Here is a 20354-nt window from a genome sequence, read left to right as displayed (position 1 = left end):
ACTCTCTGTATTCAATTCCCTGACCCCTTCCCGTTATTTTTGGAGGAACTTCTGGGAGTCTTTGACTGCCTTGTTCAGTAATTCCTCGGCATTTTGTCCCATCATGATCGCATTGACCGCTGCGGAAAGGTTCCGGTTGATTTCGTTCCAGTGTGGATTCAACAGGAAGGCTGGCGTGTCAGTCGATTGCTCCAACGTCTTATAGAACGGCGCGTAGAGCGGGTCCTGATCGAGCTTCTTCTCTTGAACGACACTAATACGAACAGGCAAATCAGATGTACGCATCTTAATCGCATCACTGGAAACGAAGAACTTCAAAAACTCCCAAGCCAGCTCTTTGTTTTTGGAATCCTTGGCGATCGATACTGATGAGGTTGCAATAACACCCTTACCAGGCTTGCCAGGGAATTGCGGCATTACGACCGTACCAAAATCGACATTCGCCTTCTTATACGACTCGAGCGACCATACACCGTTGTCATACATCGCGAGCTTACCCGCTTTGAACAAGTCGTTCCCGCTCTGCTGGTTTTTGCCACCGACGAGCAAAGCGCTCTTGTCTTTCGTCAAATCACTGAAAATTTGCAGGGCTTCTGCTGTTTCCTTGCTATTCATGTAGCCTTCGATGGTTTTCCCGTCTGGGCTGATGAAGCTGCTGCCGTTGCTCCACACGAACTGCTGCAAATCGTACGTATCCGGCTCCGAACGAACAGCGAAGCCGTACTGCTTCTTATCGCGAACGGTCAGCTGTTTAGCTGCCGATTTGAAATCCTCCCACGTCCAGTCGTCTGTTGGAAGTGGTACATTTGCTTCGTTAAACAGCTTTTTGTTATAGAAGACGACCCGCGTCGAGAAGCCTGCTGGGAGACCGAACAATTTTCCATCGAATCGATTATAGTTTAAGAGGCCTTGGTAAAAGTCGTCGATTGCCACTGATGGGTCCTTCTTTACGTACTCATCCAATGGCTCGAGCGAGGCGTTGTACGTTGGGAAATCCCACATGTACATGACATCCGGCGGGTTTTTCGCTCCGAATGCCGCTACCAGCTTCTGATCAAAACCATCTGCATATGCCTCGACTTGTACCTTCACACCCGGATTTTTCTGTTCGAATTGTTTCGCGATATCTTGTTGGATCTTCAGCATTTGGTCCGTGTCCCATGTCGCGAAACGCAATGTAACCGTTTCCTTTTTATCAGACGACGCTGGCGTTGTCGTACCTGTGTTACTAGACGTGCCGTCTGTTCCTGATGGCTGGGCTTGTGAACAACCAGCTACGACGGCCAAAAGAAGTGCCATGCCAGCTGCCATCCATTTTGACGCAACCTTTTTCATCTGTGATCCCCCCTAGATTTGCCCATCATTTTTCTTTATTTTAATGAAGGGGAAAAAACGGTGAAACCGCTAACTGTTCGCAATAGTGTGTGAATTTGTTTCCTTTTTTTCGCTTTGATCAGGTTTGCGCGGTGGAGTGGACGATTGTTCGACTGGACTCCTCCTTTTGTTTGAAACGGTAGTGACTCGGGGTCATCCCTGTATATTTTTTAAACCATTTGCTGAAGTATTTCGCGTCAGGAAGACCAACTCGCTCAGCTACCTCCTGAATGGACAGAGCTGTTTCATCCAGCATCGCTCGGGCCATTTTTACCCGGCGTTTGTCAAGGAACTCCCCAAAGCTCTCACCGACTCCCTTTTTAAACATCACGCTAAAATGACTGCGGCTAAGTCCCACCTGTGAAGCTACCTCGCTAACGGTCAATGGCGTATCCAGGCGATCAAGCGCGTAATGAACAGCCTGCTTGATTGGTTCCTGCCAAGGGTCTTGAATGACGCCGTACTTGCGCGCCCGCTCCGTGCGTTGGTAGAGCATCCGTACCGTCTGAATCCAAGGTTCGAGTCCAGCAAACGGGCTTGTTGTCTCCCAGCTCGTCACCTTTCCAGCCAGCTTCCATTCCACGAGCAAGGATTCTACCTGCCTGCCAGTACTTGCGGGGGTGAGCAAAAAACGGATATCGCCACATGCAATCCATTCCCATTCGCCTTCCAGCTCGCTTGCTACCCATGCGCGCTCCTGCTCCTCCCGGTTCGCGCTGCCCATCCCTTCCAAAAGCCATACACGCATGGAATCGTTCATCCACGACCAGTGTGATTGCAGGAGGGAGGACAAGCTTTGCTCGAAATCCCGGCTCAGGCCAGTCAACCACGCACCGAACTCCCGCTTCCATTCATCAGGGCGTTCACGAATTTTTTCGGGTCGCGCACTCTCGCCTGCCAGCTCAGTCCGCAGCTTTTCCAACAACCTGCCCCATTCTTCATCCTGGAACTCGGTCTTCAACAAATATCCTGACACTCCGAGAGAGATTCCCTGCTGGGCAAAAGAAAAATCGCGGTGACAACTGAGCAGAAGCACCTTTGTTTGTGGTGCGTGCTCCTTCACCCGCCTGCACAGCTCCAACCCATCCATTTCCGGCATAACGATGTCCGTAATCACCAGCTCGGGCTGTATTTGCAGGAAAGCCTCCCAGCCTTTCCGACCATTCGGTGCATCCGCTACGACTTCCATCCCATAGCGACTCCACGGCACCATTGCCTTCAGTCCTCTTCGCACCAGCACTTCGTCATCCACAATCATTACCTTGATGCTCATCAGGAATTTCCTCCCTTTTCGGCCATGTGATTTGAATTGTGGTTCCTTCTCCTCTGACAGATGAAATCTTCATGCCGTGCTCCATACGGAAATGAAGCTTGAACTTTTGATCGACGTTGTACACACCGAGTCCCCGTTTGCTGGAACGCTCCAGATCAGGATCGAGAAGTCTGGCTAATCGCTCCGGCACAATTCCTGCGCCGTCATCTTGCAACAGCAGCGTCACAAGCCCTTCTTTTTCACTGACACTGATCCGGATCGTTCCGTGCCCGTCTTCGAATGCGTGGAAAAAGATATTTTCCAAAAGCGGCTGAAGAGTCATTCGCGGGATCAAATAGCGACGGCAAGCCTCTACTCCAGTCTGTTCAAATTGAAAAACAGGCCCGTACCGCAGCTCTTGGATTTGCAGAAAATGCTCAACGGTTTGCAGTTCCTTTTCCAACGGGACGAGCTCCTGCGTGATGTCGAGATTGCCCTCCAGCACCTTGATGAGATGATAGAGCATATTGCCGATTTCATTGGCACCAGATAATCTTGCTTTCCACTGGATGGAATTGAGTGTATTGAACAACAGATGCGGGTTGATCTGGTAGTGAACGGCCCGCAGCTCTGCTTCCTTTTTCAACTGCTCGGTTCGACTCACCTCGGCGATTAGCGTCTGAATCCGCCTCACCATCTGGTTGAAGCTCACCCCTAACCGCCCCAGCTCGTCTTCCGTGTCTACCTCTGCGCGAGTCTGTAGCTCGCCTGTTCCGACCAGCCGCATCGTTTCTTGCAGTCGTTTGATTTTCCCTGTAATTCGTCTGGAAAATAAATACGCCAAAAGAAGAGCCAGCACTGCCGAAAGAATCAGGGCTGCGATAAAGAAGGATTGAATCACTTCCGCGGAGCGATTCATTTGCTCGTAAGGCAAACGCACCTGAATCATCCAGTTGTTGGACTCCAGCGGCTTGTTCCAGACGATATCGCTCTCTTGCTGGACGAATGTTCCCGCAGTTTGGTAAATCAGCTCGCCATTGTTGGCTGTAATCGTCACATGCGCACTCATGTCCTCTTCCAGCTGCGAAAACAGCTGAAACAGCTTGCCTGCCTTCATCTCAATCAAAATCCGGCTATCCTTCAACACACCATAACCGCTGAGAACGGGAACGACCAAACCGAGCACCTTCTCCTGATTCCGCAGCTCGGCCTCATCCTGAAACCCGACGTAATGCCGTGGTGTGTAAAAGCCGATCCATCGCTCCTCATCCAGCTTGGCGGGCAGTGCCTTCCACCACGATTCCCGCATGAGATCCTGTCCATTGATGACATTTTCCCCGAAAAAATAACCGGAGGGCGTCACGATAAAAATGCCTTTTGTATCAAGATTCCGGTGCGCCCCCAGGTATCGCTCGAAGTTTTTTTGTTCCAGGAAGCCTGTGTACGTTTTCGGTTGTTCCTCCCGCATGACGACCAACGTCGGGTCTGACACGTACGTATTGATGTCATAGGCCATGTATCTCATTTGACTCAGGTAGTTGTCGATCTGGATTTGCAGCTGTGTCACGATATACTCGCCTGACTTGCTAAATTGCTCGCGAACGACCATCGACGATTTCCAATACGCCATACTCCCTAGAGTAATCAGCGGAATAATGGCTGCAATCAGCATAAAAGCGAGCAACTTGGCATGAATGCTTCTGCGCGGAAAGAGCGACCATGACTTCATGTGACAAACCACCACCGGATTTTGATTAGTTGCACTATTCAGTCTTCAATTGAATTGTACAACGTTTCGGCGATGCCTTCGAGAACAATCAGCGGTTAGTCCCACAAATTCCGCTTATATAACTGAACCGGAGAAATCGTATCCTTTGAAAAAGGCGTTAGCCTCATCTGGAACTGGAACTTCTCTGGACGCAGTGCATGCTGCTCCGATTGCTTAGGTCCGCAGCTATTGCTTCCCAGCCCGTTTTGCCGATAATCGAGATGCAGTGTAACATACTCTCGTTTTACGAGATCTGTCGTGTGCTTCGCTTGCTCCAGATCGTCCGTATCATAGCGAAGCGCGCTAAATTCCAAGGTCGGTTGACCCATCGCGAAAAGTCCAATGCCTCGCTGATCCGTGATCGACATCCATTTGACGTCCGTGCGATTGCCATTTTCCTGCGGAAACACGTACGGCGTGTACAGCTCATCTACGCTCGCGTGATACACCCCGATGCGATTGGCTTCCTTGCTGTCGATATACGCCTCTCCCGGGCCACGTCCATACCACGAGACGCGCTCCATATCTTTGGCGATCAATAGCTTCAAGCCGATTCGCGGCAGCATCGCTGGCGGAGTGCCTTTGGGTGTGCCTTGAACATCTACCTGCACTTCGCCATTTCCGAACACGGTATAGGTATAGCGGCACGCAAACCCCCGGTCGTATACAGGCGGAGCAATCCGTACATCGCAGGTAATGACCACCCGATCTTCTCGATCCTGCTGGATGCTTATATGCTCCACCCGGTTTTGCAAACGATCGAGGTACACCTTGCGCCACTCTTCCACTACGTACATGTCATTGTCTATCGGAGCACGCCAAAAGGTGAGACGAGGCCCTGCCACCAACAGCTCCTTGCCTGCAAACACCCAGCTCGTCGGCACACCGCTCACTTTGTCAAAAACGAACTGAAAATCTGCTCCTGTAAGGGTGATGTCCGTTTTCGTTTCTTTCGTATCTACTCTGCCCAACACAGGCTGATAGGGAGCGATCGTAACCTGTTGGGCAGCGGTCACTGGCAAGGCAAATTGTGCCCAAGCCAGCTCATGTCCAGCCTGTCCCCAGCTCTCATCTTGGTCCAGCACAAAGGAGAGCGTCAGCCAGTAGTCGGTTCGATCCTGCACCTGCGCAGGCAGGATATACGGAACAGCTACGATGTTGCGGCTACCTGCTTCTGTATGTGGAAGCGACAGCGTTCCGCTCTGCACCACTTGTCCGTCTGCCGTCACACTCCAAACCATTCTCACATGCGCAAGGGTCCGGAAATCATAGCGATTCGTAATGGTGACGAGCCCGCTTTCCAAATCAGTCGCTTCTGCGACGATCGGCTCTATCACTTTTTTGTATTCGAGTAATCCAGGGGATGGGGTACGATCCGGACGAATCAGACCGTCGATCACAAAGTTGCCATTCGTCGGGTAGTCCCCGAAGTCGCCTCCGTAGGCATAATACTCTCGCCCATCCGGCGTATATTGGCGCAAGCCGTGATCAATCCATTCCCATACAAAGCCGCCCTGCAAGCGTTGATATTTGTCAAACACATTGGCGTAGTCGCGCAAGCCGCCAGGTCCATTCCCCATGGCATGAGCATACTCGCACATGATATGCGGCTTTTGCAGATGTTCATTTTCACCATGCTGGATCATTTTTTCAACCGAAGAGTACATGGTGGAAAATACGTCGCACACCTCTGCTTCGCGATCCTCCTCGTAGTGGATGAGACGAGTCGGGTCGGCTTGTCGGCACCAAGCGGCCATTGCCCGGAAATTGCAACCGAAGCCGGATTCGTTGCCGAGTGACCACATGATGATGGACGGATGGTTTTTGTCGCGCTCTACCATGCGTTCCATGCGCTCCACGTATGTCTGCTCCCACTCTGGATCATCGCTTAACTGACTAATGTTCCCGGTTAACTGGAAGCCATGTGTCTCCAAATCGGTTTCGTCCATGACATACAATCCGTACTGGTCGCACAAATCGTAAAAACGCGGGTCGTTCGGGTAATGCGCGGTACGAACGGCGTTGATGTTGTGCCGCTTCATCATGAGCACATCTTCACGCATCGTTTCATACGGGACAGCACGCCCGAGATCAGGATGATGATCATGGCGGTTCACACCGTTTAGGCGAATCGCTACACCGTTCACGAAGAAGTTGTTTCCTTTTACTTCGATCCGGCGGAAGCCAACGCGGATCGGGATGACTTCTGTCTTTTCGCCCGCCCCCTGCTCAATCGCAATCAGCAGGTGATACAGGTTCGGCTCCTCCGCCGACCATTTTTTCGGCTCCTGCACCGGAAGCTCCAAAGTCACGACCTTTTCCTGCCCGGCTGCCAGCTCGCCTGCTCCGGTGTCGGTCAGCGAAGCGATAGGCGTGTAGGATTGATCCAGCAGCTTTACGGTCACACTCACCCCGTCATAGGCATTAGCGGAACTGTTTTCTAGATGGACACGTACGCGCAGCACACCATGGCGGTATTCATCATCCAGATCAGTCACGACTGCCAGATCTCTCACATGCAGCTTCGGTCTGGCAATCAGAGAAACATCCCGAAAAATCCCGCTCAAGTACCACATATCCTGATCCTCAACATACGTACCGTCCGACCATTGGTACACTTGCACAGCCAAGCGATTCCTGCCTCCCTGCAACAGCTCCGTCACATCAAACTCAGATGGCAAGCGGCTTCCTTGGCTATAGCCGACTTCCTTTCCGTTCAGCCACACATGAAAAGCGCTGTCGACCCCTTCAAACCGCAGGATTACCTGCTGATTTTTCCAGTCAGACGCTACGGTAAACTCCCGTAAATAGCAGCCTGTCGGGTTATCTGACGGGACATGCGGCGGATCGACCGGAAACGGATAGTACAAGTCCGTGTAATGCGGTTTCCCGTACCCTTGCAGCTGCCAATGCCCCGGCACCTGAATTCGGGCCCACTCCGTCGCATCATAATCGGCGGCAAAAAAGTTTTCCGGCACACGCAGTGGTGATTCTGCGTATGCAAACTGCCAATGCCCATTCAACAATTGAAACCACGGTGTCGCGCCTCTTTCATAGGTCAGTGCTCCCGATTCTTCCGGGTAAGACAAAAAGTAAGCCCGCGCCGCCAAGCGATTACGCTCTAGCAGCTGATGATTTGCCCAGTCATGCCGTTGATGCATCGATGTACACTCCTCTTTTTACAATTTCACGGTTCCTTGTTCCCTGTTCGTTGCTTGCAGGGCCAAGGCACCAGCACCGAGCATTCCTGCATCTGCACCGAGCTCGGCCAAGACGATCTTTGTCTGTTGATGAACGACTTCCATGGCGTACCGTTGTACACTCGCTTGTACGGGGGCCAGCAATAGCTCCCCAGCCCGGCAAACGCCACCGCCAATCACCACGAGCTGCGGGTTGCACACGTTCACAAGCACAGATAATGCCCAGCCAGTTACTTCACACACTTCGTTCCATGCGCAGGTCGCCACTGCATCACCTTGTTCCACTGCCGTAGCCACCTGCTCAGCCGTAATCCGCTCAATCTGTCCATCGCACAGAGTAAACAGAGGAGAGGCTTTTGCTTGCTGCGGATTTGCATTGAGCTCCTCGTCCAAGCGTTCACGGGCCAATCTGGCAATACCTGTGGCAGATGCGACCGTCTCTACACAACCGAGCTTGCCGCAATTGCATGGAGCAGTAAGCCCCGGATAACGCACATGACCAATCTCTCCCGCGAATCCGTGGCTGCCCCGAACGAGCTTGCCTTCGTTTACAATCCCTGCTCCCACCCCCGTACCAAGCGGCACGAAAACGAGGTGACTTACCTCCCGGCCCGCACCGAATATGGCTTCTCCGAGCGCAGCTGTCCGTAAATCGTTTTCAAAAAAAAGCGGCAGCTCCACCAGCTTCGCGAGTGGTGTCCGCAAGTCTGCTTGGTGCAATTGAAAATTGGGCGAGTGAACCGATATCCCATTTTCCGCATCAAAAGGACCAGGAAATCCGATCCCTACTGCCTCTATGTGAACGGGTGATTGATCCCGCAGTTCTTTAATCAAAGCAGCCATTCGCTCGATCAAGATGGGCAAGTTGTTATGAACCTTTGTCTCCTTGGCAGCCCGGAGGAGAATTCGCCCATTCTCGTCCATGACCGCCCCTTTCATGGTCGTACCACCGACATCGAGGCCAATTACATGGCGCATGCTACTCCTCCCTTCTGAACCAGTGATTTTACTCGACTCGCTCCACATGCATCGGCTGACTTCTCAACCTCTGCACATCGTCGGGCGCGATCATGCCCGCTCCAAACGACCGTGTATTCGCCGCGCCGCATGCCATCCCCAGCCAAATCGCATCTGGCCAAGCCAAGCCTCGCAGCCGTCCGACAAGGACACCCGCAAGCATGGAATCCCCGCAGCCCACTGTATTTTTCACTTCGGTATCCGCTAACGGGATCGCGGAAATACGCCACGTCTCCTTGCCATCGCCAAACCACGCTCCCTCCTCCCCTAACGAGAGAAGGACTCGCTGGGCACCGAGCTCACGCAGCTCGCGTATCGCTCTGCAACGTGCCTCCTCGCTATCCAGCGAAAATCCGAGTATCGCTTCCGCTTCCGGTCGATTGGGCTTGATGAGCGAGGGTGTTGCTTTTATTCCTTCCAACAATGCCTTACCGCTCGTATCCAGTACGCATGCGGTTCCTTTCTGGGCGACACCTCGAATGAGTGCAGCGTATGTTTCGGCTGGAACGCCACCTGGCAAGCTTCCGGAAAAAACCATGTACTGTGCCTGATCCGCCAGCTCGATTAAACACGTTTGCAATCGACTGATCTCTTCTTCACTGGGCGCTGGACCTTGCTCAAGCACTTCTGTCACCGTTTTTTCCTGTTCGTCGAGAAAAGCGAGACACAGCCGGGACTCTCCGCTCGTTTTGATAAACGAGGAGGTAATCCCCTCGCGTTCGCAGCCTTCCTCGATGAACCTCCCGTTGTGACCGGCGACAAAACCGCTTGCGACTACATCCTGCCCCAATGCTTTTGCTACACGCGCTACATTTATCCCTTTTCCGCCGGGCAAGCTCAGTACATCAGCCGTGCGATGCAGCTCTCCCAAACGAAAATGCGAGAGTCGATACGTCTTATCGATGGCCGCGTTCAGTGTTACCGTTACGAGCATGTTATCTCACCTGCACAGTAACGAGCGGCTGCCCCATTTTTTGTTTGAACAAATTGATCACTTCTACAGGGGTTGGATCGACGCCGCGAATCAGAGCAGCATACAACGACACGAAGTCAGCCAAGTACACGATAGAAAACAGACGAGCCATTCGGGATGCGCCGTGGGAATGAACCACCCTTACCCCACCAGCGCGCTCACGCAAAATGTCAGCACTGATCTCCACACGTTGGGTCGTCTTCTCGCTGTCCTCCTGATCGCGAATGAGTGTAAAATGAACGCCCTTCAGCAGCGCAGACGGCGAATCCCACCCCACAGCCTCGTCGTGGTGAAGGCTCGGAATGGCATTCCAAAATGCCATCAGCTTGCTGTTTTCCCCTAGCTGGTTTTTCCACCGCCATGCGGGAGCATCGAAAAACGGTAGCGTTCCGTACACGACAGGTATCAATCCATCCATCTCGATGGCGATATGTTTGGCTTCATTTTTCTCGATCGGAGAATCTGTTCCGTAGATGTGCTTCCACTCCTCGAACAGGGCAATCGTCTCCTCGACCTCCGCACGCTTGTCGGAAATCAGCCCGAGCTTCGTCAGAATGGCGAGAATCGGCAAGAAAATGTAGCCAAGTACGATCCGCGGCATCATTCCGCCCGGCACGAGCAAGCACGCATGATTGTGTTCACGAGCCATCTCCAATACTTTTCCACCCGCCGTAATGACGGCGATCTGGGCCCCTTTGGCGATGGCTGCTTCGTAGCCGCTGACGACCTCTTCTGTATTTCCCGAGTGGCTAACGACGATGACGAGCGTCTTCGCATCTACAAAAGCCGGGATGGTGTAGCCTTGATTTAACTGGAGCGGCACTTGCAGCTCATCAAACAAATACGACTTGATCAAATTGACGCTCGCAGCCGAACCTCCACCAGTGCCAAGCACCACAATATTTTCGATTTTAACAGAAATATTTGATACATCTAAACTATCAGATAATTTTAGACCTGTTTTAAACTGTTCATCGTAGCTTTCCGTATCTTCCAGGGCAGAAATCGTGTCCAGTTCGCGCAAAGCTTTGGCATCATTGAGGTTTATACGCATGTAAAATCGTCCCTTCCTATCTTTTTGGATTAACGTACATTCGCTTTTCCAACACAACCGCACATCTCCATCTTGGCGAGTGCGACTTCTTTGACCGCCTGCTTGGCCTGCTTCATATAGGTGCGCGGGTCGTTTTCCTGCGGGTTGTTGTCAAAAACGCCCTTGATCGCTTGCGAAAACGCGATACGCAGCTCTGTCGCTACGTTCATTTTTGCCATGCCGAGCTGAACCGCCCGCTTCACCTGCTCCTCGGGAATTCCCGATCCGCCGTGCAACACAAGGGGTACAGAAACACGACGGGCAATCTCTTCGATGCGAGCAAAATCAATGCGCGGCTCCCCCTTGTAAATCCCGTGAGCTGTACCAATGGCTGGAGCCAGCGTATCCACGCCAGTCAGCTCGATAAACCTCTCGCACTCAATTGGATCAGCTAGGGCAGCATCTGCATCGTCGACGACGAGATCATCCTCCACGCCCCCGACCTTGCCGAGCTCTGCCTCCACATTGACACCGCGCTCTCTAGCCAGCTCCACTACACGCCGCGTCATCTCTGCATTTTCCGCAAAAGGATGCATCGACGCATCGATCATGACCGATGTATAACCCGCTTCGATACATCGCATGATCAGTTCCTCTTCATGACAGTGATCCAAATGCAAGGCAATCGGCACCGGGGCCTCTTCTGAGGCTACCCGGGCAATTGCTGCTACATACTCCGGTCCGAGATGCCGGACCGTTCCGACTGTGGTCTGTAAAATGAGTGGTGCGTTTGCTTCGCAAGCCGCCTCCACTACTGCTTGGAGCATTTCCATCGTGTGTACGTTGAATGCTCCTACACAATATCCTTGCTCCCTTGCTGTGCGCAGCATCTGTGTCGATGATACCAACGCCATATCAATCCCCCCGTTTCATTTTTTTGATCTGGCAGTTTACCTGCTCACGCCCTGCAAGCTCGCCAGCTCCAGGTTGATACCCAGCTCCGCATACTTACTGACAAGATGCTGTGCCGCCGCATCCGTAATAATCCGATCGACATCGGACACCCCGGCGAACTTCGCCAAATGCGTCTCTCCGAACTTGCTGTGGTCGGCGAGCACGTAGACTTTTCTGGCGCGTTCCATCATGACTTGGTTGATTTGCGCTTCGGCCAGATTGAGCGTCGTCAGCCCGTTTTCCGGATGAATTCCATCTGCTCCGATAAAGCATTTGAAAACAGAAAGTCCTCGCAAATTGTCGGCTGCGACAGAACCAACGAGCGCAAAGGATTTGTGGCGCATCTCTCCACCGATCAAGATGACGTGATGCTTGCCTTGACTGTTCAGCTCCATCGCGATGTTGACCGCATTCGTCACGACCGTCAAATCATTCAAGCCGCGCAGCAGCTTGGCGAGCTCCATCATCGTTGTCCCTGCTCCGAGAATAACCGTGTCCCCCGGCTGTATGTGCGACAGCGCTTGATGGGCAATGGCTTGCTTCTCTTCGCTTCTCTCTTCCAGCTTCTCTGTGAAACTGCGCTCCAATGGCAAGAAATTCGTAATCGTCGCGCCTCCGTGAATGCGCGTCAGCAGACCATCGTTTTCGAGCTTGATCAAATCTTTTCGGATCGTTACTTCAGACACATCCAGCGCCAGACTCAATTGGCTGACGGTTACGCTTTGTTCTGCCTTCAATTGTTCGAGGATCTTGCTGTGCCGTTCGGCTGCCAGCATATTGCTTCACTTCCTTACGATCATAAATTATATAGTTTCGTTTTGTTTCTATTTATCTTTCGTTTACTTTCAAATTGATCTTATCATCGTAGAAAAACGAATGTCAAACAAGTTATGAAATTTTTCGAAAATAAAATCAACCTGCTCTGGTTCTAGACCAAAACAGGCTGGTTCGTTGCCTCTTTACCCGATATCCCGACTTTCCAGCATGAAATCAATAAACTTCTTATGCGCCCGTGAAAGCCACTTGTTTTTATGGTAGGCAATTTGCGCATAGAACAACAGCTCTTCCTCGCACGCTATCATTTTCACCTTTTGCTCATTCAACAAGGCTTCGACGCTAATATACGGCATCAAGCTCACGCCTAGCCCGTTTGCCACACTCTGCTTGATCGCTTCCATACTGGAGAATTCCAGGTGATGCTTCGGCTTGATCTCCCTTTTTTCCAAGAAGCGTTGGAAAAACCGCCGCAGCGCACAATACTCTCCACTGAAAATCATACATTCCTCGCCAGCGTCCTCTATTTTTTCAAACGAATGATCGCGCCCCCCGATAAAAACCAGCCGCTCGGTAGAGAACTGCTCCACGACCAGATTCGGATCATCGAGCTTTGGCTCCAGCGTGATCACGATATCCAATAGACCTTCATGCAGCTTTTCCCGCAAACGAATGCAATCATCCATTGCAAATGAAATATTTACGCCCGGATAGCTCGCTCTGTACCTGGACAAAATGTCACCCAGCCGATAGATCGTAATTGTCTCCGAGGCCCCGATACGCAGCTCTCCTTGCAGTGATTGCTCATTTGCCGATATATCCTTGATTTTTGCATACGAAACGAGTAGTTCCTCGACATACGTGTACAGCTCGCGTCCATAGGCGGTTAACTGAATTTTCTTTCCCAGTCGATCAAACAGAGGGACACCCATTCCTTCTTCCAGCTGTTGAATATGGGAGGTAATCGTCGCCTGTGAATATTGCAGTGCTTGTGCGGCCTTCGTAAAGCTGTTGAAATCGACGACTGCCTTAAAGGTTTGAAACTGGCGAATCTCCATCCTCGCTCCCCCTTGCCCGCATGTTTATTATTAGAAATTCTGAAGATCATCTTCAGAACTTTCATTTTTACTAATAACTAATGATAGCATATGATTCTTGGTAAGACCGGTACGGCTTGAACGATTCGAACAGAGGAGCTGATTTTCGATGAAAAAAGTGTGCTTGTTATTACCGAATGGCTTTGAGGCAGTAGAGGCTAGCGTATTTACGGACGTAATTGGTTGGAATAAGGAAGAAGGCGACGGAACAACGGAGCTGGTGACGGTGGGCACGCGCAAGGAGTTGAAATGCACGTGGAATTTTACTGTGATCCCCGAGATGGTGATCGACGATGCGGATGTAAATGACTTCGATGCGCTGGCACTGCCTGGAGGTTTTGAGCATGCGGGGTTTTATGAAGATGCTTATCGCGAGGACGTTCTCGCTTTCATACGTGAATTTGAAAAGCAAGGCAAAGTGATTGCCTCCATCTGCGTGGGTGCTCTGCCCCTCGGGAAAAGCGGGATTTTGCAAGGACGGAAAGCAACGACCTACAACCTGAACAACCAGTTGCGGCAAAAGCAACTAGCTGCGATGGGTGCCACTGTCATCCCTGACCAATCCATCGTGATCGACAACAATATCATCACCTCGTACAATCCATCGACCGCTTTTGATGTAGCGTTTACTCTTCTGGAGAAGCTGACATCCCGCGAAAACACCAACCATGTGAAGCGCTTGATGGGGTTTCTTGTATAATAAAACCGGCATTTTGCCCAGTGCTCTTGGGTAAATGCCGGTTTCTTTCTGCTATTTAACGAACAAGCTCGCCAGCGCTCACTGTGTCTAAATGAATGAGAATATCAAACGCTTGCCCAAGCGAAGTTGTTATCGTGTTTGGTTTGCTTGGGTCAGCAGAACCGAATCCGATCAAAAACGGCTGTTCTTCCTCTAACCATTTTTGGGTGAGACCTGTAGCATTCCGTAAATCAACAAAGTATTGATCCTTTGAGACTTGATCCAGAGTATGATTGAAAGTTTTTGGATCATTCAATTGAATGGTAGCTGGAACAATTTTATTTTCAAGGTTAAACGCGTTATAATCGCCTTTCCCGAATGAAGTTCCAATCGTTACATATTCCTCTCCATAATGCTCCAGTAAATGCTGACCGGCGAGCTTCGGGTATACCTCTTGCAACATATTGTTCTTTGCGATGTGCCCATTGTGACCCCATACGATTGTTTTTCCCAGCTGTTCGTGAGCCCACTTCGCATTCTCAAACATCGCGATATCATGCTTCAAAAATAATTCAGATGGATTCTCCGAGAAGTTGAAATACATGCCAGTAAATTGCTCAATGACCTTGGCGTGTTGCTTAATCCTTGCGAACTCCTTGGATTGGCCGTTCAGACTGCTTTTGTTTTGTTCCAATATTTCCGTGATTTCTTTCGCTTGCTCCTGATGTTTTTCCTGAATGGCCTGTGGCAAAGCTGAATAGGTTTCCAGGTCCTTCGTAACTTCGGCAAGTTCCTTCATTTTATTATTCACACGGGGCAGCAGGTCAGGCTTATATTTTTTTATATACTGTCTGATCTCATCGTATACATTTTCGCTGACATTTTGTACATCCATTCCGACCACCCGCAGTTTCTCTTCGTTCTCGGGATCGGCATTGTACTCACGCATCCATTCCAGCATGTCTACGATTTCTTTTGTTTGAAATATAGGCATTAGGAATTTACTCGGATTCCCTTCTCCTGTGAGAACGTAATGATCAAGCTTCAATGCGTTGCCCCAGTTTTCTTCTAATACAAGGGTGGTAAAGCCCATTTCCATGACGAGAAATTCAACAAACCGGTGTTTCATCGTATAAATTTCACGACTTCCATGATTTGCCTCACCTAAACCTACGATTGAAGCAGAACCGATCATCTGGCGCAGCGGTTCAATATCTTTAAGATCAGTCCCAGGCTCAGCGCTATTCAATTGAAAAGAGTTCAGCTCTAACCATTCTTTTGGACTTAGATTTTCTGCCTTCTTCCCTTGTTGTTCGCTGTCCATCTCTGTTACTGGAGCTGTATTCGTGCATCCTGTTATGAGTAGTAGACCACAAATCGATACCGCGACGATGCTACTTCTGTAAAAGTTCATTTCTCTTTCCTCCTAAAGCTTCGTTGGCGCAAAGTATCGCATGGGCACTGCCTGTACAACAAGTAGCGTTTTGTCATAAGTTTGAGACGACCTGTTACCAACGGTTTCTCCCTGCCCCATATGACAATTTGTCATCAAAAAAAGCACCGGATCTTGAAGATCGGTACTTTTGAAATAGCATTTCCAATGTCATATGCTGCAATCGGGGATAAGAATAAGCCATCCATCACACCCTACTGGCAAAAGGAGTGGTGAATCATGGAGAAAAAGCGAGGATCTGCCGAGCACGAGCCCACAGTAGCACCAAGCATGAACGGTCATGATCCTTTGGAAGAAAAGGCGACACAAGAAGAAGTAGAAAAAGGGGATTACACACAGGTAACGCGGCTGTTCCTGGATCGAACACCGGAAGAGTAAAGACGGGATTTCTCCCGTCTTTTTGTCATCTATAGGATACTCTCGTTTCTCGCCAGTTCAATTGCTTCTTCCCGGTTGCTGACACCGAGCTTCGAGTAAAGGGTGGAACAGTAATTCCGTATCGTTCCCTCCGATAAATAGAGTTTGGTGGCAATCGATTTGTAGCGAAGCCCATCCGATAAAAGCTGTAAAATCTCCCTTTCCCGTTTCGTCAATCCATATGGATCATTCGGGCTGTACTTCTCTAACTGCTCACGTTGGCGCTTCATCTCTTCGAATACGCGCGTGGCGATCGACTGATCAAGCCACGTTCCCCCGCTATAGATGAGCTTCATCGCTTCCATCATCTCTTTTGGACGAGTAGACTTCAGCATATATCCTTCCGCCCCATGCTCCAATGCTGTTGCTGCCTGTACCGAATCCTCAAACGTTGTCATGACCACAACCTTCATGTTCGGCCAGCGTTGTTTCATTTGAAGGAAGGTCTCCAGTCCGTTCATCCCTTGCATGTGCACGTCCATTAACACGATATCCGGCTGGTGTCGCTCACACTGTTCTAATGCTTTTTGCCCATCACTAGCTGTACCCACAACGATAAAGTTGTCCTGCTGGCTTAAGATTTGCTGTAAGCTGTCGGCAATCATCACCTGATCATCAACAATAAGCAGGCGGATACATCCCTGTCCAGCTTCTACCTGTATGGGAATATTACAAATGACAACGGTTCCTTGCCCTGATTGTGAATGAATGGACAGCGTACCTTGCTGTTGCTCAAGCCGTTCCTTCATTCCCTTTAGTCCTAAGCCGAATTCGATAGATTCTACTCCGTTGCCATTATCTTCGATTTGTAAGCGGAGCTGCTGACTTTCGAAATACAGATCAACAGATATCACACTTGCTTGGCCGTGACGAACCGCATTTGTGAGCGATTCTTGCAGGCAACGATATAGACAAAGGCTCATTTTTTGCATAACGAGCGCCTCAATGCCGATCACACGGAAGTTGACCGTTACACCGGTTGACTTCATAAATTCTTCGGTCAGTTCCAATAGCACCTCACTTACCGACTGGTTGAACCGAGCATGAGCATGAGAGAGCTGATGCAAATGCTTTCTGATATCATCCAGGCTGTCTTGTGCTATGGAGACAAGTTTATCGACTCGTTCGATCTGTGAATCAGGAACCGAGGATCGGAGCGACTCAACGCCAACAATTAGCGAGGTTAACGAATGTCCAATCGTGTCATGCAACTCATGTGACAGCCGATTACGTTCCTCGATCAGCGTAAGCTCCTCGATTTGCTTAATATGCTGCTCCAATAATTTCTTCTGTTCTTGAATGATGCGGCCTTGCTTATGAGACTCAATTAATATGCTAAAGGCCATACCGATCGCAAAACCAAAGCTGCAACTAAACATGAACTCGTACGGGGGATGATTGGTAATCAACCCGTTCAAAGCCGGAAAAATAACCCCGCTAGAGATTCCCGTCCACATATACGTTCTGCGACTACTGGCCACACCAATAATGATCACCAGTAAAACGAAAGACCAAATCAATCCAGGCGCTACATAGGCCACAAATAGATAAAAAAGGCCTGTCATTACGACTTCGACTGCCAGATACCAATTTTCTTTTCTATATTGAACGATCAATGGAATGGCATAAACCAAAAGGGCAATAAGGATGATGACTCCGAACGGAACGACGATCATTGCCGGATACATAACATCAGCCATGACGATGATGCCTAGCCAAATCGTTCGCAAGGCAAAAATCACCCAATTGTACCAGAACCATTTTTTTATCATAGATAACATTTGTCATGTACTCCTGCTCGTTTGAATGATAAGGAATTTCCCAGATGTTTCTGACTCATCATGCCTCACCAATTCCCGATTCGTCAAGCAGAATGCCGTGTCATATAGCCTTTGTGACATTCTATCACGCCGTAAATATGATGGGTTGGCATGATGTCATCCATAGATAGAACGGTTTTGTCACTATGTGATTTTACAGCCCTGAGAATAAGGTGGATGCGTGAGACAACACATTTTAACTTACAGGAGCGATGAGAAATGAAACCATTCCATATGCAAAAAGGTACGTCCCTTACGTTATCTGCCTTATTGATAGGAACGCTGATACTTCCTGCTTACGGTTGTGCGGAAGCAGGTGTGGACCGAGCAATCACGCAACAACAGAAGGCCGATCATGCCAAAACAAAAGAAGCGATTGATAAAGCTGCTGCCAGCGAAAACATTCCAGGTGTCATCTTTGCAGTAAAGAAGGGGACGGATTTCTGGTCGTATGCTTCCGGCGAAGCGAATGTAGAAAGCAAGAAACCGATGGAAGCTGACTATTCATTTCGAATCGGGAGTATAACGAAAACGTTCGTCGGTGTAGTTGCCCTGCAACTAGCTGGGGAAAAGAAGCTAAACCTCGATGACTCGGTGGAGAAATGGCTGCCAGGTGTCGTCCAAGGAAACGGATATGATGGTAACAAAATTACGATTCGTCAGTTATTAAATCATACGAGTGGAGTTGCAGACTACTTAGATGGTGAACTCAAGGAAAGTTTACTCCAGAACTCCACTCAAACGTTTTCAGCTGAACAACTCATTTCTCGCGCATTAAAGCATACACCGACCACGGGTGGCTATTCGAATACGAATACAGTACTGATGAAACTCATTATCCAAAGGGTCACAGGAGAAACGTATGCCGAACAAATCAAGAAACGAATTATTGAGCCGCTTCAACTAAAAGAAACGTTTTTACCGGAAAACTCACAATCCATTCCGGAAAACAGTCCGAATGGATACTTTAACAATGCTGGTACATTAATGGATATGACTGACCTTAACCCTTCATTTGCAGACGCAGCAGGGGGGATGATCTCGACTGCGAAAGATTTAACAACGTTCTTTAGCGCTTTATTGGGCGGGAAATTGTTAACACCTGAGATTCAGAAAGAAATGATGACCACTGCTGCTACTCCACACGGGAAATTCGGACTCGGTATTCAGGAAGTAACATTGCCGAACGGCACTACCATATGGGGTCATCAAGGCGGCATTCCTGGATTCACCAACTTCGCAGGTGGAACAAAAGACGGCGAGCATGTGATCGCGATGAGTATCAACGTATTGGAAGGTGCCGTTCCTCATATGGAGAACATCCAGATGGTAGAATTCTCGGGCCAAGCTAAGCAACCATCCACCCCGGATCAAGCGGCCCAAAAACATGGAGAAGAAGTAAAAGACCTCATTGATCAGAAAGCAAAAAGCGAAGAAATCCCTGGAATCATTGCTGCTGGGTTAAGAGACGGAGAATACTGGTCTTATGCAGCGGGTGTTGCCAACCTCGATCATAAAAATCCGATGGAGCCAGACTTTACTTTCCGTATCGGCAGTGTCACAAAGGCGTTTGTTGCTACCCTTGTCTTACAGTTGGCTCAGGAGAAAAAGCTGAATCTGGATGACTCGGTAGAAAAATGGCTCCCAGGTGTGGTAAAGGGCAATGGGTATGACGGCAACAAAATCACGATTCGTCAGTTATTGAACCAAACAAGCGGGATTGCAAGCTATACGAGTACAGACATGCGGTACGCTACCTCATTCCCTCAATATACCGTTGATGATCTTGTACGTATGGGACTGGCAAAGCCGCCAGTATTTCAACCGGGAGCAGGCTGGGACTATTCGAATACAAATACCGTGCTAGCTGGTCTTGTTATTCAGAAGGTGACAGGAGAAACGTACGATGTGCAGATGAAAAAACGGATTCTCGACCCGCTTCAGATGACAGATACATCCTTTAGTGGCAGTAATCCGAAAATCCCGGGCCAGCATGCCACAGGCTATAACATGAATCAGGCAGGGAAACTGTATGATTTCACAGAGTATAATCCTTCTTGGGCGAATGCTGCGGGGGAAATGATTTCGACTGGCAAAGATTTGACCACCTTTTTTAGTGCGCTTTTGGGTGGGAAACTATTAAATGTCGAGATGATGAAGCAGATGACAACAGGTGTGGACTCACCTTTTGGCAAATATGGACTGGGACTTTATGAGGTGACACTGCCGAACGGAAAGACCTATTGGGGACATGGCGGCGGCATTCATGGGTTTGAAACGCTAGCGGGCGGTACCTTAGGCGGGAAGCACATTTTGGTGACGAACATCAATGCGGTCGGTCCAGAACCTGTCATCGCTAATAATGCCATTTTCGAAAAGGAATTTAGTCGTTAAGTTAAGAAGGCTTTTGCCTTGGGAACTCCAAGAGCAATAAGCCTTTTTCCTTTTCAATTTATCGATAACTCGACCTTAGAATAGCAACTGTATCCCAATCAAAAAATACAGGAGGCAATATAGGGGTACAGCCGAGATACGTGTAAAAA

At 49.7% G+C, this 20354-nt stretch carries 15 protein-coding genes; 3 read left to right on the top strand and 12 right to left on the bottom strand.

Annotated elements, in window-relative coordinates; translation table 11 throughout:
* Window positions 1–33 precede the first annotated feature (33 nt).
* The 10 genes from C7R91_RS22125 to C7R91_RS22080 all read right to left on the bottom strand — a co-directional run bounded on the left by C7R91_RS22125 (window position 34) and on the right by C7R91_RS22080 (window position 13403).
* Window positions 34–1335: an ABC transporter substrate-binding protein gene (locus C7R91_RS22125; protein WP_047070194.1), complete on the bottom strand. Its 1302-nt coding sequence runs from the start codon at window positions 1333–1335 to the stop codon at window positions 34–36.
* A 118-nt stretch (window positions 1336–1453) separates the two neighbouring features.
* Window positions 1454–2647 (bottom strand): response regulator transcription factor, encoded by a 1194-nt coding sequence (locus C7R91_RS22120; protein WP_047070195.1) that lies wholly within the window; start codon window positions 2645–2647, stop codon window positions 1454–1456.
* Window positions 2619–4355, bottom strand: coding sequence for a cache domain-containing sensor histidine kinase (locus C7R91_RS22115; protein WP_047070196.1), 1737 nt, complete (start codon window positions 4353–4355; stop codon window positions 2619–2621). The genes C7R91_RS22120 and C7R91_RS22115 overlap by 29 nt, the downstream gene beginning before the upstream one ends.
* A 95-nt stretch (window positions 4356–4450) precedes the next feature.
* Window positions 4451–7555, bottom strand: a complete 3105-nt coding sequence (ebgA, locus tag C7R91_RS22110) for a beta-galactosidase subunit alpha (RefSeq protein ID WP_047070197.1) — start codon at window positions 7553–7555, stop codon at window positions 4451–4453.
* A gap of 18 nt (window positions 7556–7573) precedes the next feature.
* Window positions 7574–8572, bottom strand: a complete 999-nt coding sequence (locus C7R91_RS22105; protein WP_047070198.1) for an ROK family protein — start codon at window positions 8570–8572, stop codon at window positions 7574–7576.
* Window positions 8573–8600: 28 nt separating this feature from the next.
* The gene (locus tag C7R91_RS22100) at window positions 8601–9545 is read right to left on the bottom strand and encodes a 1-phosphofructokinase family hexose kinase (RefSeq protein WP_047070199.1); all 945 of its coding nucleotides are present in this window, start codon (window positions 9543–9545) and stop codon (window positions 8601–8603) included.
* A 1-nt stretch (window position 9546) separates the two neighbouring features.
* Window positions 9547–10638 (bottom strand): bifunctional phosphoglucose/phosphomannose isomerase, encoded by a 1092-nt coding sequence (locus C7R91_RS22095; RefSeq protein WP_047070200.1) that lies wholly within the window; start codon window positions 10636–10638, stop codon window positions 9547–9549.
* A 29-nt stretch (window positions 10639–10667) separates the two neighbouring features.
* A complete protein-coding gene (gene fba, locus C7R91_RS22090; RefSeq protein ID WP_047070201.1) occupies window positions 10668–11531 on the bottom strand; it encodes a class II fructose-1,6-bisphosphate aldolase in 864 nt (287 codons plus the stop codon).
* A 36-nt stretch (window positions 11532–11567) separates the two neighbouring features.
* Entirely contained in the window at window positions 11568–12347 is a 780-nt protein-coding gene (locus C7R91_RS22085) for a DeoR/GlpR family DNA-binding transcription regulator (RefSeq protein WP_047070202.1), read from the bottom strand.
* A 183-nt stretch (window positions 12348–12530) separates the two neighbouring features.
* Complete coding sequence (locus C7R91_RS22080; protein WP_047070203.1) at window positions 12531–13403, bottom strand: LysR family transcriptional regulator; 873 nt, start codon at window positions 13401–13403, stop codon at window positions 12531–12533.
* A gap of 148 nt (window positions 13404–13551) precedes the next feature.
* On the opposite strand from C7R91_RS22080, the gene C7R91_RS22075 reads away from it, so the two are divergent.
* Window positions 13552–14142, top strand: a complete 591-nt coding sequence (locus C7R91_RS22075) for a DJ-1/PfpI family protein (RefSeq protein WP_047070204.1) — start codon at window positions 13552–13554, stop codon at window positions 14140–14142.
* Between the two features lie 55 nt (window positions 14143–14197).
* On the opposite strand, the gene C7R91_RS22070 is transcribed toward C7R91_RS22075, so the two are convergent.
* Complete coding sequence (locus C7R91_RS22070) at window positions 14198–15535, bottom strand: erythromycin esterase family protein (protein WP_047070205.1); 1338 nt, start codon at window positions 15533–15535, stop codon at window positions 14198–14200.
* Between the two features lie 258 nt (window positions 15536–15793).
* On the opposite strand from C7R91_RS22070, the gene C7R91_RS29460 reads away from it, so the two are divergent.
* Window positions 15794–15952 (top strand): hypothetical protein, encoded by a 159-nt coding sequence (locus tag C7R91_RS29460; RefSeq protein WP_162837750.1) that lies wholly within the window; start codon window positions 15794–15796, stop codon window positions 15950–15952.
* Between the two features lie 29 nt (window positions 15953–15981).
* Here C7R91_RS29460 and C7R91_RS22065 read toward each other — a convergent pair whose 3' ends face one another.
* Window positions 15982–17772, bottom strand: a complete 1791-nt coding sequence (locus C7R91_RS22065; RefSeq protein ID WP_047070206.1) for a helix-turn-helix transcriptional regulator — start codon at window positions 17770–17772, stop codon at window positions 15982–15984.
* Window positions 17773–18030: 258 nt separating this feature from the next.
* Between C7R91_RS22065 and C7R91_RS22060 the strand changes: the two genes are divergently transcribed.
* The gene (locus tag C7R91_RS22060) at window positions 18031–20205 is read left to right on the top strand and encodes a serine hydrolase domain-containing protein (protein WP_047070207.1); all 2175 of its coding nucleotides are present in this window, start codon (window positions 18031–18033) and stop codon (window positions 20203–20205) included.
* Window positions 20206–20354: the final 149 nt, after the last annotated feature.

This window comes from Brevibacillus formosus (assembly GCF_003013405.1).
In the GTDB taxonomy this organism is placed as follows: domain Bacteria; phylum Bacillota; class Bacilli; order Brevibacillales; family Brevibacillaceae; genus Brevibacillus; species Brevibacillus formosus.
The sequence above is the reverse complement of the archived record's forward strand: the minus strand, read 5'-3'. Positions and strand labels throughout refer to the sequence as shown.

What these genes read in the sequence shown, in the direction of transcription:
- C7R91_RS22125 (WP_047070194.1), bottom strand. Translation starts at nt 1,335, where the DNA reads ATGAAAAAGGTTGCGTCAAAATGGATGGCAGCTGGCATGGCACTTCTT.
- C7R91_RS22070 (WP_047070205.1), bottom strand. Translation starts at nt 15,535, where the DNA reads ATGAACTTTTACAGAAGTAGCATCGTCGCGGTATCGATTTGTGGTCTA.
- C7R91_RS22115 (WP_047070196.1), bottom strand. Translation starts at nt 4,355, where the DNA reads ATGAAGTCATGGTCGCTCTTTCCGCGCAGAAGCATTCATGCCAAGTTG.
- C7R91_RS22065 (WP_047070206.1), bottom strand. Translation starts at nt 17,772, where the DNA reads ATGTTATCTATGATAAAAAAATGGTTCTGGTACAATTGGGTGATTTTT.
- C7R91_RS29460 (WP_162837750.1), top strand. Translation starts at nt 15,794, where the DNA reads ATGGAGAAAAAGCGAGGATCTGCCGAGCACGAGCCCACAGTAGCACCA.
- C7R91_RS22085 (WP_047070202.1), bottom strand. Translation starts at nt 12,347, where the DNA reads ATGCTGGCAGCCGAACGGCACAGCAAGATCCTCGAACAATTGAAGGCA.
- C7R91_RS22075 (WP_047070204.1), top strand. Translation starts at nt 13,552, where the DNA reads ATGAAAAAAGTGTGCTTGTTATTACCGAATGGCTTTGAGGCAGTAGAG.
- ebgA (WP_047070197.1), bottom strand. Translation starts at nt 7,555, where the DNA reads ATGCATCAACGGCATGACTGGGCAAATCATCAGCTGCTAGAGCGTAAT.
- C7R91_RS22080 (WP_047070203.1), bottom strand. Translation starts at nt 13,403, where the DNA reads ATGGAGATTCGCCAGTTTCAAACCTTTAAGGCAGTCGTCGATTTCAAC.
- fba (WP_047070201.1), bottom strand. Translation starts at nt 11,531, where the DNA reads ATGGCGTTGGTATCATCGACACAGATGCTGCGCACAGCAAGGGAGCAA.
- C7R91_RS22120 (WP_047070195.1), bottom strand. Translation starts at nt 2,647, where the DNA reads ATGAGCATCAAGGTAATGATTGTGGATGACGAAGTGCTGGTGCGAAGA.
- C7R91_RS22105 (WP_047070198.1), bottom strand. Translation starts at nt 8,572, where the DNA reads ATGCGCCATGTAATTGGCCTCGATGTCGGTGGTACGACCATGAAAGGG.
- C7R91_RS22060 (WP_047070207.1), top strand. Translation starts at nt 18,031, where the DNA reads ATGAAACCATTCCATATGCAAAAAGGTACGTCCCTTACGTTATCTGCC.
- C7R91_RS22095 (WP_047070200.1), bottom strand. Translation starts at nt 10,638, where the DNA reads ATGCGTATAAACCTCAATGATGCCAAAGCTTTGCGCGAACTGGACACG.
- C7R91_RS22100 (WP_047070199.1), bottom strand. Translation starts at nt 9,545, where the DNA reads ATGCTCGTAACGGTAACACTGAACGCGGCCATCGATAAGACGTATCGA.